Below are 14,585 nucleotides of genomic sequence, written 5' to 3'. Positions count from 1 at the left end.
GATACCCGTCGATCGGGTTCAATCGAGAAATCGCGTGAACCGCTCAACCGGTTCGCGATCCGTGCGTAACGTATTGACCAGCGCGCTTTCATTGGCGAAACCGAGTGACATGCCGCACACTAGCTGCTCTTCGGCCGGCAGGCCGAGATGCTCGGCAATCAGCCGATGAAACTGCGTAAAGGCCGCCTGCGGACAGGTGTCGAGGCCGCGCCCGCGCGCCGCCGTCATGATCGCTTGCAGGAACATGCCGTAGTCGAGCCAGCTGCCGAGCTCCATCACCCGCTCGATCGTGAAGAACAGGCCAACCGGCGCGCCGAAGAACCGGTAGTTCTGCGCATGCTGTTCATGCATGCGCGCCTTGTCGCCCTTTTCGATGCCCAGCAGGCCGTACAAATCCCAACCGATCTTGCGGCGGCGATCGATGTACGGCGACACCCATTGGTGCGGATAGTAGCGATACTCTTCCTGGTACAGCGCATCGCGCTGAGGGTCGTTGTAGGCGGCGACCAAAGCCTGCGACAGGCGTGCGAGCGACTCGCCCGTCACCACATACACTTTCCACGGCTGAGTATTGGTGCCCGACGGGGCGCGGCTGGCCGCTTCGAGAATCGCCTCGATATCGGCGCGCGCAACCGGCGTGGGCAGAAAGGCGCGGATCGACCGTCGCGATATCAACGCGGCGTCGACCTGGTTGGGGGACGTGGTCATCGGCAGAAATCCGGCAGGGCCAACGGTTTTGGCGGTCTGCGACGATTCTAGCGCGAGCACCCACTTTTCCGCTGGCAGGCGTGCAGGGTTCCCGGCGCGCGCGCCAACCGCTGCGGCGCGCCCTCAGGGTCTGCTAGATCAGCCCCATACACACGGCAGCGACGATAGACCCCATCACCAACACCGCGCCGACGGTCTTGCGTTTGTTCAACTCCGTCCAAAGCAGGACGCCGGTGAGCGACAGCAGAATGATGCTGCCCGCCAGTGTATCGATCAGCAGCACCCAGCCGACGCTCAAGCCGACGCCCTTGTGCAGATTCGTGAGCGTCGCGAGAAACGAGTTTTCACTGCGCTTGACCGTCACATAGCCATTGCCGACCCAATACTCCGCGGCGGTGTTTTCGTGCGGCGACGAAAAGGTGAGCTGCCAGTGCTCGGGCTGAAGCACGCTGCGCTCGCCCCACGCGACCGGATGTGCGGGCTCTTTCTGCGCGCGTCCCGGACTGCCGGCCAGTTTCAGTTCCTGCTTGAGCCACTTGCCGAGTTCGCGTGGCGTTTCTGGCGCCGGTTGCGGCAACGGCACCTGCACAACCGACACCTGCGGCTCGCCGGTCGACACCCTGAGCGGCCCGCCACGATGATTCAACAGAAAACCCGTGGTGCCGAACAGTAAACCCAGCGCAGCGCCCCACAAACCGATCCAGCCATGCACTTTGCGCAGCCATTTGACGAAGGTAGCGCGGCGCGAGCGCTGCTGCCGTGCTTTCAGCTCGTCGCGGTCGAGCCGCTGCGGTTCGACCGCCTCGGCGTCGATGGCCTCAGCCGGTCGGAATTCAATAGCCTCGGGTACGCTCACGTTTCGCTCCAGGTGCGCAACAGGTTGTGATAGCAACCGACGAGGCTGCGGCGCGCGGCATCGTCGGCATGCGTGGCGTTCAGACGTTGAATCGCCGTGTCCATATCGAATAGCAAAGCGCGCTGCGTGTCGCTGCGCACGAGGCTCTGCACCCAGAAGAAGCTGGCGAGGCGCGCACCGCGCGTGACCGGCGTGACCTGATGCAGACTGGTGGCGGGATAGACGATCATGTCGCCCGCCGGCAGCTTGACCTGTTGCACGCCGTAGGTGTCTTCGACAACGAGTTCGCCACCGTCGTATTCGCCGGGTTCGGAGAGGAACAGCGTCACCGACACGTCCGTGCGCAGCTTCACGCCGTTGGGCAGCACCCGCACCGCACCGTCCACATGGCTGCCGAATTCCATGCCGCCTTCGTAGCGATTGAAGAGCGGCGGATAAACCTGATTCGGCAACGCCGCGCTAATGAAGAGCGGGTTGCGCTCAATCGACGCGAGAATCACATCGCCGAGTTCACGCGCGAGCGGTGAATGCTCGGCGATCTGCTGGTTGCGTTTGACCGGCGCACCCTGATAACCGGCGGTCGCGCGGCCATCGACCCATGCGTCGCCGGCGCTGTCGAGCCGCTCGCGCACAAAGCGCAACTGCTCGGCGTTCAGTACATTCGGAATGTGCAGCAGCATTTTGAGTTTCCTTGGCCTCGTTACGTCGGCCTGCCGTTGGCGAGAACAGCAAGCCTACCGTATCAATGAGGCACGCTTCAGAACCGGTAGTCGAACGTCGCCAGCAGCGTGCGTCCAATACCCGGCACCGAACGGCCACCGTCCGACTGGATGAGCGCGTCGTAGTACATCTTGTTGGTCAGGTTCAGCAGATTTAGCCGGACGTCGTATTTCTTCGCGTGATAGGCAGCAGTCGCATCCCAGCGCGTGTAGCCCGGCACCTGCACGTAGTTCGTGTTCGACGCGTAGCGCGGCGACATATAGGTCGGGCCGCCGCCGATTTCCCAGTGCGGCGTGATCGCGTAGGTGGTCCAGAACGTCAGCGTGTTGCGCGGCGTGTTGGCCGGTGTGTGCCCCTGGGTGCCGTCGAGCGCCTTCAGGACGATCGCGTCCATGTACGTGTAGCCACCAAACACTTGCCACTTGTCGGTAATGTGTCCCGTGATGCCCGCCTGGAAACCGTCGACGCGGATGTCGCCGTCGAGTTCATATTCGGTCGGCGAGACTTGCGTACGGGCATTGGTCATTTCCTCGCGGAAGAACGCGGAGTTCACCGAAATATTGCCGCCCAGCAGATCCCACTTGCCGCCGATTTCATACGACCTGGTCGACTCCGGCGCAAGGTTCTGCGTCAGGTTAGTGACCGTCAGCGCCTCGAGCGACGGATCGAACGACGTGCCGTACGACACGTAGTACGACTGCCAGTCGGTCGGCTGATAAATCACGCCGGCGCGAACGCTGGTGAAGAAGTTGGTTTGCGTCGCGTAGCCCGGCAGGCTGACCGTGTTGTGGATCTGCGCCTGGAAGCGATCCCAACGCAAACCGCCGATCACCTTCCAGTGCTGGCCGATCGACACCGTGTCGTTCACGTAAGCGCCAATTTCGTTCGAGCCAGAGTCGGCGCGGTTGCCGACCGTGGTGGTCACACCGGCAGGCGAAGACAGATACGCCGGGTTCACCATCGAAACAACCGGCAAGTTGTTGCGCGTGTAGGCCTGATTCGAATAGCTGTCGTGACCCAGGTCGACTCCGGCAATCAACTCGTGCTTGAGCGGCCCGGTGTCGAATTTGTACTGAAGCGAGGTGTCGTTGTACAGCGAGTGGTTTTCGATCACACGGTCGTGGCTTTGCAACTTGATGAACAGTTGCGAAGGCGACAGCGTCGTGAAATTGCCGTTGGTCAGCGCCGTACTGGTGGCAAGCGGCCCTGTCAGCACTGCTTGCGGCGCGGTTTCGCGCGCATCGGTCATCGAGTGCGAGAACTGCGTCTGGTTCGTCAGCGTGAGCTGGTCCGAGAACTTGTGTTTGATCGCGGCGGTGACCGTCTGCACGTCCTGAATCGTGCGATCGGTGGTCAAGCCATAAAACGTGTTCTTCGGCACTGGCGATGGGCGGCCGTTCAACGCCTGCACCCCGTAGTCAGGCATGTCGTAGTTGTGCTGGATCAGCGCGGAGATCGTGACTTCAGTTGGCGTGCCGATGCCGAAGCGCACTTCCGGCGCGATACCGTAGTCCTTGTTTTTCATCTCGTCGCGCGTCGAACCGAGGCTTTGGCCGAATGCATTCAGGCGAATCGCCGAGGTGTCCGTCAGCTTATGGTTCACGTCGACGGTACTGCGATAGCGGTCGTCGGTGCCGATCATGCCCGTGACTTCCGCCGAGTCTTTCAGGTTCGCCTTCTTGCTGACCTGGTTGATCACGCCACCCGTCGAGCCACGGCCAAACAACATCGACGACGGACCGTATAGCACTTCGAGTTCTTCGAGGTCGAAGGTGTCGCGATAGTACTGATTGCGATCACGGAAGCCGTCCAGATAGATGTCGTTCTGCGCGGTGAAGCCGCGCAGGTTGACGTTGTTGCCGATCTGGCCGCCTTCGGCCCCGCCAATCGTCACGCCCGGCGCATTGCGCAGGGCGTCCTGGAACGACGTGGCGCCCTGGGAGGCGAGCACCGCCTTGTTGATTACCGTCACCGTCTGCGGAATGTCGCGCAATGCGGTGGGCGTCTTTGCGCCGACCGTCGAGCGTTCTGCCTGGAAATCCTGTTGTTCGGCTTGCGCCGCGACGCCGATGGTCGGCAAGGTCGCGTTGTCGGCCACTGCGGGCGACGGCGCGCTCTGCGCCGACGGCTGCGACGCAGCTTGCGGAGCGGTCTGCGCGACGGCGGGCGAGGCAAATGGAACGGCAAAAGCTAGCGCTAACGCAGTCGCAAGCGGCGTGTGATTGAACATGGGAAATCCCGTCGGATATGCGCTTGCCCGATCCGCATGCTCGACATGGAATCAATGACAAAACCGCAATTGGCTGGCTGCCGGTCTCCTGCTTGGAGCAAAGACGACGGGATGGCTGGCTAGTTGTTAAATGAGAATCGATATCATTCCATATGCATAAAGACGCATCAATCGCGGCGAACCTTGCCGGGTGTAATGGAATTATTTCTAAGTTTTACCAATGTAGGGAATACGTAATTTTCGAGGCTTCGCGGTCAACCAAACATTACGAACTTGTAATGGTAAGCAGCCCGACACATGGCAACTTCGAGTACTTGCTAGACAATTGAGTGACACGGAAAGCTTTCTAAATGCTAACAACTCACTGCTCTTGCGTGTGCCAGTGGCCAAACGAGAAATCGCCACACCGTTTATCCTTTTTACAACACCGCATACCGCAACTGTCCCGTCCATCCTCGGAGTTGACCATGCAATACCGCAAATTCGGCCGCACTGGCCTGACCGTTTCGCGCCTGTGTCTCGGCACGATGACCTTTGGCCTGCAGACTGAAGAAGACGTCTCGCGGCGAATTCTCGACACGGCGGCGGACGCCGGCGTGAACTTCATCGATACCGCCGACGTTTATCCGCTCGGCGCCGGCGAAAGTATTGCCGGACGCACGGAGGAGATCGTCGGACGGTGGTTGAAGGGCAAACGCGACCGCTTCATTCTGGCGACGAAGGCGGTCGGCAAGATGGGGCCGTCAGCGTGGGATCAAGGCGCGTCGCGCAAACATCTGCTGGATGCGATCGACGCATCGCTGCGGCGGCTCGGCACCGACTACGTGGACCTGTACCAACTGCATTCCGATGACGCGAACACCCCGCTCGATGAGACGCTCGAAGCACTGGACGTAATCGTGCGATCTGGGAAGGCGCGGTATATCGGCGTGTCGAATTTCCTGGCGTATCGGCTGGCGCGGGCGCTGGGTCGCGCCGATGTCCTGCGCGTGGCGCGGTTTGTTTCGGTGCAGCCTCGCTATAACCTGTTGTTCCGGCAGATCGAGCGCGAGTTGTTGCCTTTGGCGGATGAAGAACAATTGGCCGTGATGCCTTATAACCCGCTAGCGGGTGGTTTGCTGACCGGTAAGCATCGGGTGGATGCTGCGCCCGCGTCCGGGCGATTCACCGAAACCGTCGGGAAGGCGGGAGCCATCTATCAGGAGCGGTACTGGCATCAGCGCGAGTTCGAAACGATCGAGAAACTGAAGGCGATCGCTACGCCGACGGGCGAGTCTTTGACTCGGGTTTCTCTTGCGTGGGTGCTGGCGAATCCGCTGATTACATCGGCGATTATTGGCGCCAGTCGCGCTGAGCAGTTGAGCGATACGCTGTCGGCTTCGGAGCTTGTGCTCGATGCACAGGTTAAGACGCAGCTTGATGAGGTGAGTCACGAATATCGATGGGGTGATGCGGCCCGGTAGTGGGGCGCCTGTGACGGCGGCGCCGGTTGCCCGGCGGCCGCCATCGAAGGCATAGAAATCACCACCCGATCACCGTCCGTATCGAAGCACCGTACTCGCTGCGGCGAGCACATGATCCTTCATAGCCGCCTGCAACGCGTCGCGCGTCAATCCTGCCGGCAATGCGTCGGGTGGTAAATCAAGCGCATAAACCTGCGCAACATAATGATGCGGTACGTCTCCGACCGGCGGGCAGGGTCCGTAATAGCCAGGACCACCCGTCCGGTTCGTTCCGGCCACGCTACCGGCCGGCGTCGCACCCGCGCCAAGCCCGGTCGCCGACGGCGCGACGCCATACATCACCCAGTGGACAATGCCCAGACCCTTCGCGCCATCCGGATCGAAGATAGTAATGGCGTAACTCTTCGTGCCGGCAGGCGTGTTCCGCCATTGCAAGGCCGGCGACACATTCCCGCCACCGCAATTGTTCGCACTCGCCGCATGGCTCGAATCCAGCGTGCCGCCGTCGGCCAAACCCGGTGACGACAGCGCGAATGCGTCGGACGCGCGGGCATTCACTGCAGCAAAAGTCAGCGCGGCGCACATGCTGACCAATAACGGGCGTAGTGCAACGCCAGCGGTATCGCTTCGAATCATTGTTGGCTTCCCCGGGTATAAGTTAGCTAAGCTGAAAAAGGTCGTGCCGCAACAAACGCGCGTCACGGCCACCGGTGACAAACGTATCGACCGGCCGCTTTATTCCGCCGACGCGCAACGAATTCATCGGCACATCACGCCTCACTTGAACCGGCCCGTCCGCTCATTCGCCTCCGGCAACTGCCGCGTCTCACGCAATGACTTCGGATGCCACAAACGCGCACCGCCTTCGATTCCCGCATCGTTCGATACGGTCGCGACGTTTGCGGGCAACTTGAACGTCAGCCGCGCCGCGTTGCCGCCGCCAATCCACAGCTTGTCGTAGTTCACCAGCGAATTGAGAATGCCGATTATCTTCTCGACCCGGCGATTCCAGCGCTTGTTTCCTGCCTTCTCGCGCGCCGCGTCACCGATGTATTCGTCGTACGCCACCCCCTTCTTGCTGACCGGATGATGCGCAAGTTCGAGGTGAGGCATCAACTCGCCATCGCGGAACAATGCTGTGCCCGCGCCCGTGCCGAGCGTCAGCACGAGCTCGATGCCGTGGCCTTCGATCGCGGCAAAGCCCTGCATCTCCGCGTCGTTGATCATGCGCACCGGCAGACCGCCGAGGCGCTGCGCCAGCGAATCCGCAAGCGGAATATCGTGCCAGCCTTCAACGCCAAAATGCGGCGCCGTCAAAATACGGTTGTTGCGCACCACGCCCGGGAAGCCAATCGACATCAGCGTCGGTGGCTCCTTTGCGACAAGCGGCTCGACCAGCTTCACCAACGCGTCCACCAGTTGATCCGGCGTGCACGGATGCGGCGTCGGCACGCGCAAACGGTCGGTTTTCATCTGTCCGTCCGCATCGATGATCGCGGCTTTCAGGCCAGTGCCACCGACATCGATCGCCAGAATCCGCTCGGTACTGCTTTTTACTTTCGTCTTACGTGTGGCCACGGTGTCCCCCGATTGTATTGGTGCGCCTCATGGAATTACTTCTTTTCGACTGCATCCTGCTTCAAAGGCCGCCATGCATGGCCGTCGCGTGCGAGCAGCGCGTCTGCTTCAGGAGGCCCCTCGCTGCCGGCAGCGTAACCATGCACCGGCATCGCGCCGCCGGTCTTCGGGTGCAGCACGTCGTCCACCGCGCACCAACTCGTTTCAATACTGTCGGCGCGCTGGAACAGCGTCTCGTCACCCAGCATGCAGTCGTACAGCAAGGTCTCGTAGCCAACGTTGGCCCGTTCGGCGAAGAAGTCCGCGTAGTCGAACGACGACTGCACCGCGCCGATCTGCATCACCGGCCCCGGTGTCTTCACATTGAAATCGAAGCTCGTGCCGTGCGCAGGATCGATGCGCAAGGTCAGCACGTTCGGCGTCAGCGCGTCGACCGGCGTGTCGCGGAACAGACGGAACGGCACCGGCTTCAGTTGCACCGAGATCTCCGTGCGGCGCGCGGCGAGCCGCTTACCGGTGCGCAGATAGAACGGCACGCCTGCCCAGCGCCAGTTCTCCACGTACACACGCGCGGCCGCGTAGGTTTCGGTCGTGCTGTCCGGCGCGACGTCCGGTTCCTCGCGATAGCCGATGCCCGCCGGACCCTTTTCGTATTGACCGAAGACGACGTCGTCAGCGGTCAGCGGCTGGATCGCGTCGGAGATTTCGGCCTTCTTGTCGCGCACGGCTTCGGCATCGAACGAATTGGGCGGCTCCATTGCAACCATGCCGAGCAGCTGGAACAGGTGGTTCGGCAGCATGTCGCGGAACGCGCCGGTCTGCTCGTAGAACTTGCCGCGTCCCTCCACGCCGATCGTTTCGGCCGCGGTGATCTGCACGCTGTCGATATATTCGCGCCGCCAGATCGGTTCGAACAGCGCATTCGCAAAGCGCACCGCGAGAATGCTCTGCACGGTGTCCTTGCCGAGAAAGTGATCGATGCGATACACCTGCGACTCGTCCGCGTACGACAGAATGTGCGCGTTCAGATCACGCGCCGAAGCGAGATCGGTGCCGAATGGTTTCTCGATCACGATGCGGCGGAAGCCGCCTGCATCGCCCTCACCTTCTTTCAGCAAGCCCGCGTTGCCGAGATGCTCGACGATCGGCTTGAAGAAGCGCGCAGTGACCGCCAGGTAAAAAATCACATTGCCACCCGGCGATTGATCAAGCTTTTGCTTGAGCTTCGCGAACGTGTCGTCGGTTTCGAACTCACCGGCCATGTATTCGAGCCGCTGCGCGACCCAGTCCCACGCGTTGTCATCGAGCTTGCCGGCGTGGAAGGTGCTGGCTTTGTCGGCGGCGAACTGTTGCAGCGACTTATGCAAGTCTTCGCGCCATACGCTCGTCTCGCGTTCGCCGTGATTCACGCCGATGATCTTCATGCCGTCATCGAGCAGGCCGTCCACCGCGAGGTTGTACAGCGCGGGCATCAGCAACCGTTTGGTCAGGTCACCGCCCGCACCGAAGATCACCAGTGTGCAAGGCGGCGCAGGCCGCTTGCCGGCCGGCGACGACGGCGCCTCATGCGGACCCGCGCTGACTTTGCAACTAGGTTCGCGACTGGCTGAAGTTGGGGTGTTCGGAGTAGTCGACATGGGATTCGCTTAAGGAAGCTACTTGGTTACCGCCGTTACCAGCGCAGGCGCAGGTTCGGGCGCGGACTCGGATGGGCAGGCGGGGGCCGGCGCAGAAGTCGACGTGGGTATCGGCGCCCGGTCCGGTTCGCCAGCCAGCGGAACATTGCCGGATGCGCCCATCGCCCTCGGTTGCAGGAGCAGCGCCACCAGGCCGCTCCAGCCGGTTTGATGCGAAGCACCCACACCACGCCCGTTGTCGCCATGGAAATACTCATGGAACAGCACGAGATCGCGCGAACGCGGGTCGGCCTGCAAAAGTGGATACGCGCCCATCACCGGACGTTCGCCGTTCTTGTCCTTCAGGAACAGGGTAGTCGCCCGGCGCGCCAGTTCGTCACCGATTTCGCTGAGCGAAAACTGCTGCCCTGAGCCGGTCGGATATTCGACGCGGAAGCTATCGCCGTAGTAACGATGAAATTCGTACAACGATTCAATCAGCAGATAGTTCACCGGCATCCATACTGGCCCGCGCCAGTTCGAATTGCCGCCGAATATCCGTGTGTCGGATTCGGCCGGCAGATACTTGACCGTGACGCTGGTGCCGTTGTGGCTGAACTCGAACGGATGGTCGCGATGGAACTGCGACAGTGCCCGCACGCCGTGATCGGAGAGGAATTCGCTTTCGTCGAGCGCCCGGCGCAGCAACGCTTTCATCCGATGCCCGCGCAGCAGCGAGAGCAGTAACGCATTGCCCTTACCGGGCTCGTTCCACCGCGAGACCAGCTTCGCCAGATCGGGGCGATGTTCGAGGAACCAGACGAGCCGCTCGCGCAGACCCGGCAAGTGACCATGCAAACGCTCTTCGAGCACGTGCACGGCGAAAAGCGGAATCAGGCCGACGATCGAGCGCAGGCGCATCGGAATATTGCTGCCGTCGGGCAAGCGCAGTTTGTCGTAGAAGAATTCGTCTTCACTGTCCCATAGACCGGTATCGCAACCGTCGTCGCAACTCACGGCCTCGGCGATATACAGGAAGTGCTCGAAAAACTTCACGCCGATATCGACGAACACATGGTTCGCATACGCGAGTTCAAGCGCGATCCGCATCAGGTCGAGCGCGTATGCCGCCATCCACGCGGTGCCGTCGGCCTGATCGATGTGACCGCCTGTCGGCAACGGCGACGAGCGGTCGAAGATACCGACGTTGTCCAACCCGAGAAAACCGCCCTGAAAAACGTTGCGTCCGTCCGCATCCTTGCGGTTCACCCACCACGTGAAATTCAGCAAAAGCTTGTGAAATACGAGCTCCAGAAAATCTCGATCCGCCTTGCCGGTCAGCGCGCGGTCGATTTCATAGACGCGCCACGCAGCCCAGGCATGCACGGGCGGATTCGCGTCACCGAGCGCCCACTCGTAGGCCGGCAGCTGGCCGTTCGGATGCTGATAACGGTCCTTCACCAGCAGCAACAGTTGCCGCTTGGCAAACGCGGGATCGATCAGCGCAAACGCGGCCGCATGAAACGCCAGGTCCCATGACGCGTACCACGGGTATTCCCACTTGTCGGGCATCGACACGATGTCCGCGTTGCACAGGTGCCGCCAGTCCGCATTGCGGCCACGTTTGCGCGACGCAGGCGGTGTAGGTTGCAGCGGGTCGCCTTCGAGCCAGCGCTGCACGTCGTACTGGTAGTACTGCTTGGACCACAGCATGCCTGCGAGCGCCTGGCGCTGCACGAGGCGCGCATCGGGATCGCTGATCTCGTGTTGCAGCGCGCCATAAAATTCATCGGCCTCGGCGATGCGGTGAGTGAACACCGCATCCGCATCGAGTTGCGTGTCATCCGGCGCCGACTGCGGACGCCAGCGCATGTACACCACGGCGCGGCCATGCGGGCCGAGTTCAATCGACGCATGCGCGCCCGCCTTGGTGCCGGCGTCGCGCCGGACCGCCTGTTCGTCGCCGTGGACGAGATAGTCGTTGAAGCCGTCCTTGAACGGCCCCGCGCCCTCCATGTTGAACAGACGCTTGACGTTGGTGTCGTTTTCGCAGAACAGCCACGCCATCTGCGGCGCGTCTTTCGACCACGCTGTCACGACGATCGGTTCATGGCCATGCTGCTTGCCGATCAAATGGACTTCACCGTTATGGTCCTTGCCGGCGGCGAGCGACGGCTTGTCCTTGTTCTCCTTCCACGACCACGAATTGCGCGCCCAGATCTGCGGCAGCACGTCGAGCGAAGCCGCCTGGTCCGCACGATTCTCGATCGTCACGCGCATCAGGATGTCGTCGGGCGCATGCTTCGCGTATTCGACCTGCACGTCGAAATAGCGGCAATCGTCGAACACGCCTGTGTCGAGAATTTCGTATTCCGGCATGTCGCCGTCACGCCGCGCGTTTTCCGTCACGAGGTCGTCGTACGGAAAAGCGGCGTGCGGGTACTTGTAGAGCATCCGCATGTACGAATGCGTCGGCGTGCCGTCGACGTAGAAGTACAGCTCCTTCACGTCCTCGCCGTGATTGCCCTGCGCATTGGTGAGACCGAACAGACGTTCCTTCAGGATCGGGTCTTTGCGATTCCATAGCGCGAGCGACACGCACCAGCTGAGTTTGTCGTCGCCGAAACCGGCGATGCCGTCTTCGCCCCAACGGTAAGCGCGGCTGCGTGCGTGGTCGTGGGGGAAAGAATCCCAGGCGGTGCCGTCCGCGCTGTAATCCTCGCGCACCGTGCCCCACTGACGCTCGCTGAGATACGGCCCCCAGCGTTGCCAATGGGCACAGTCGGCGGAGTGCAGGCGGGAACCTTCGATCGTGTCGAGCAGATTGGCAGCGCGCAGCGGTGGCATGACTACGTCCTTGCGTCGGGCCTGGCGGTGGGACTTACATCGTAGCGCGGTTTAAGGGGCGATGGACTCCAATCGGGCAAGCAGCTTTTCGATACGCAGCAACTCCCCCAGCGACCACGCCTGAAACGGCGTGCCGGCGGGCGTGTGCGGCGCGTCGCCGTCGGCGATTTCGGAGAGATGGTCGAGGCCGGCGTGATCGAGATGCGCGTGCAGCGGGTCGAGAAAGCGCGCTTTGGCTTGGGTACGGGCATCCGGCTTGGCGCCGTGAACCCGCAGCCACGCTTCGACGAATGGGCCTAGCAGCCATGGCCAGACCGTCCCTTGGTGATAGGCACCATCGCGCTCCAGCGGCGTGCCGCCGTAGTGCCCGCGGTAGGCAGAATCGGACGGGGCGAGCGTTCTGAGGCCAAGCGGCGTAAGCAAGTGCGCTTCGACCTGATCGACCACCGCGCGCGCCGCCGCGCCTTCGAGTAACGGAAACGGCAGGCCGCCTACGGCGAAGATCTGATTTGGGCGGATTGAGCGGTCAACGGCGCCTTTCACGAAATCCACGTCGACGTTATCGACGAGCGCTTGCGTCGACGGATCGGTAAAACGTTCATGAAACGCTTGCAGCGCGCGGTCCGCAGGCTGCTGCCATTGCGGATTCCACATTGTTGCAATGCGCAATGCGTTGATCCAGAGCGCCTGCACTTCCACAGGTTTGCCGATGCGCGGCGTGACCACCCAGTCGCCGACCTTTGCGTCCATCCACGTGAGTTGGACACCGGGGACGCCGGCGCTCAGGAGGCCGTCGTCGGTGGAAGCTTTGATGTTGAAGCGCGTGCCGTTCGTGTAGCCCGTGAGGATGGTTTCGACTGCCTGCTGCAGGCGCGTTCGGGTGCCGGCTTTCGCGTGGTTCGTCGCCAGATAGTCGTGGACGGCGATAACGAACCATAGCGATGCATCGACGGAGTTGTATTCCGGGGCGTCGCCGTAATCGGGGAAACGATTCGGCAGCATGCCTTCGGACAAGGTGCCCGACCATTCGAGCAGGATCGCTTCGGCTTCGTCGAGGCGCCCCGTTGCGATCAGCAAGCCGCGCATGGCGATGAACGTGTCGCGGCCCCAGTCGGTGAACCATGGAAAACCGGCGAGGATCGTGCGGCCTTCGTTGCGGGCTACGAGGTAGGCATCGGCGGAACGTTGCAGGCGTGAGCCGAGTGCGTTGCGGCGCTGCCGTTCGATGTTCGCGAGTTCCGTTGCGTGGGCGACGGCTGGTTTGGTACTTGCCGACTCCGCCGCCGAGGACGCGATCGACGCGCTGAGGATCATCACCGCTTCGCTATCGGCGAGATTGAAGCTGAACACACCTGGCGTAGCAAGGTCTTCGCTGAAGTCGAGGCCACGCTCGCGCTCGCGAACGTAGCAGAAGTTTCGATACCAATCAGGTGCATGCGTGTAGACGCCATTGGTCGCCGCACGGATGACCGGCAGGTCGCCATAAGGTTGCCAATTCACGCACGCCTGATCGCTGCTCGTCTGCGCGTTGAAATTGAACGCGGGGTTTTCGTGGTGCAGTGCATGGTAGTCGCGCCCGGAGAGCAAGGGCCTGACTTTCAGGTTGAACGTGCCTGCGCCAGAAGCCGCTACTGCGCCTTCCAGCCGCCAACGCAAAACCGTTTCGCGCGTCACCTTGCTCACGAACACTTCCGCTATCAGCGTTACGTGCGGATCGAGTTGCAAACGCCATGTCGGCCACGGGTCGGTGTCGAACGCGAGAAGACTCGCCGTTAGGTCAGGATAGATCACGTCCGGCACATATCGCTGCATGCTCAACGGATAGCGCTGACCGTTCGCTTCGAGCCACGCTTCCACCCCGTTCACGAGTACCACGCGCCCGCCAGGCGCGCGCGTGGCCGTGAGCAGCAAGGCTTGATAGCGGCGCGTGCGCAGCGTGCCGACAGTTCCCGAAGCGAAGCCGCCGAAGCCGTCAGCCTCGAGCCATTCGTCTTCGAGACGCGTGATGTCGAAAGGTCGTTCGATGCGTGTCATGGACCTGCCAAAGTATGCGAAGCGCAAATCATTCGGTGTGCCAGGGCTTCAGCCGTGTGGCGCTAACGTGACCATTCTCCTGCTTACTGCTTTCAATTTTCTTTCTAATAGCCGACATTGCGACGTAAGTCTATCCACTCGCAAACGTTTCACAATTATTTCTCGAAAGGAATGGAGACTGCATCCGCCGCCACAAATTGGATGCAGACATGAGAACAGACCCGCGCCTCGCCAGCGCCGTTTTCGTTGCACTTGCAACTTTCGCGTTGAGCGGTTGTGGTGCCGATGACTCCGGCTCGGCCTCAACGTCTTCATCGTCAACCACCGAGAACAACGCTGTCGCGCAAAGCGCCACGACAGCCCCTGCGGCGGCCATGCTCAACGCATCAGTGCCACTCGCAGCCGGCCCTGCCGCGGCATCCGACCCGATCACACAAAACATGCAAGCGAGCCTCGCTGCCGACAGCCAGCAAGTCACGCCCGTGATGCATTACGCACCGGGCGACAACGCCAACAGCAACTGATCCGACTCC

At 61.8% G+C, this 14,585-nt stretch carries 11 protein-coding genes; 2 read left to right on the top strand and 9 right to left on the bottom strand.

Features of this window, described 5'->3' with window-relative positions; all coding sequences use genetic code 11:
- Positions 1–18 precede the first annotated feature (18 nt).
- The 4 genes from PQQ86_RS20325 to PQQ86_RS20310 all read right to left on the bottom strand — a co-directional run bounded on the left by PQQ86_RS20325 (position 19) and on the right by PQQ86_RS20310 (position 4,514).
- Complete coding sequence (locus tag PQQ86_RS20325; protein WP_408270727.1) at positions 19–708, bottom strand: nitroreductase; 690 nt, start codon at positions 706–708, stop codon at positions 19–21.
- A gap of 133 nt (positions 709–841) precedes the next feature.
- Positions 842–1,564 carry a PepSY-associated TM helix domain-containing protein gene (locus tag PQQ86_RS20320; protein ID WP_408270724.1) on the bottom strand — a complete coding sequence of 241 codons (723 nt, stop codon included), beginning with the start codon at positions 1,562–1,564 and terminating at the stop codon, positions 842–844.
- Positions 1,561–2,244, bottom strand: a complete 684-nt coding sequence (locus tag PQQ86_RS20315) for a Fe2+-dependent dioxygenase (protein ID WP_408270721.1) — start codon at positions 2,242–2,244, stop codon at positions 1,561–1,563. The genes PQQ86_RS20320 and PQQ86_RS20315 overlap by 4 nt, the downstream gene beginning before the upstream one ends.
- A 77-nt stretch (positions 2,245–2,321) precedes the next feature.
- On the bottom strand, positions 2,322–4,514 hold the full coding sequence (locus PQQ86_RS20310) for a TonB-dependent receptor (protein WP_408270718.1): 2,193 nt from the start codon (positions 4,512–4,514) through the stop codon (positions 2,322–2,324).
- Positions 4,515–4,981: 467 nt separating this feature from the next.
- Here PQQ86_RS20310 and PQQ86_RS20305 point away from each other — a divergent pair, with 467 nt between their 5' ends.
- Positions 4,982–5,977, top strand: a complete 996-nt coding sequence (locus tag PQQ86_RS20305) for an aldo/keto reductase (protein WP_408270716.1) — start codon at positions 4,982–4,984, stop codon at positions 5,975–5,977.
- A 69-nt stretch (positions 5,978–6,046) separates the two neighbouring features.
- Here PQQ86_RS20305 and PQQ86_RS20300 read toward each other — a convergent pair whose 3' ends face one another.
- The 5 genes from PQQ86_RS20300 to PQQ86_RS20280 all read right to left on the bottom strand — a co-directional run bounded on the left by PQQ86_RS20300 (position 6,047) and on the right by PQQ86_RS20280 (position 14,052).
- The gene (locus PQQ86_RS20300; protein ID WP_408270713.1) at positions 6,047–6,613 is read right to left on the bottom strand and encodes a YbhB/YbcL family Raf kinase inhibitor-like protein; all 567 of its coding nucleotides are present in this window, start codon (positions 6,611–6,613) and stop codon (positions 6,047–6,049) included.
- Between the two features lie 141 nt (positions 6,614–6,754).
- Complete coding sequence (locus PQQ86_RS20295) at positions 6,755–7,555, bottom strand: ROK family protein (protein WP_408270711.1); 801 nt, start codon at positions 7,553–7,555, stop codon at positions 6,755–6,757.
- 35 nt (positions 7,556–7,590) lie between these two features.
- Complete coding sequence (zwf, locus tag PQQ86_RS20290; RefSeq protein ID WP_408270708.1) at positions 7,591–9,192, bottom strand: glucose-6-phosphate dehydrogenase; 1,602 nt, start codon at positions 9,190–9,192, stop codon at positions 7,591–7,593.
- Between the two features lie 18 nt (positions 9,193–9,210).
- Positions 9,211–12,018, bottom strand: a complete 2,808-nt coding sequence (locus PQQ86_RS20285; RefSeq protein WP_408270705.1) for an MGH1-like glycoside hydrolase domain-containing protein — start codon at positions 12,016–12,018, stop codon at positions 9,211–9,213.
- 51 nt (positions 12,019–12,069) lie between these two features.
- Entirely contained in the window at positions 12,070–14,052 is a 1,983-nt protein-coding gene (locus tag PQQ86_RS20280; RefSeq protein WP_408270702.1) for an amylo-alpha-1,6-glucosidase, read from the bottom strand.
- Between the two features lie 209 nt (positions 14,053–14,261).
- Here PQQ86_RS20280 and PQQ86_RS20275 point away from each other — a divergent pair, with 209 nt between their 5' ends.
- Complete coding sequence (locus PQQ86_RS20275; protein WP_408270699.1) at positions 14,262–14,576, top strand: hypothetical protein; 315 nt, start codon at positions 14,262–14,264, stop codon at positions 14,574–14,576.
- Positions 14,577–14,585 lie beyond the last annotated feature (9 nt).

The organism is Paraburkholderia sediminicola, assembly GCF_046026675.1.
Classification (GTDB): domain Bacteria; phylum Pseudomonadota; class Gammaproteobacteria; order Burkholderiales; family Burkholderiaceae; genus Paraburkholderia; species Paraburkholderia sediminicola_F.
Note: the sequence above shows the minus strand (reverse complement) of the source record. Positions and strands in the feature narration are given on the sequence as shown.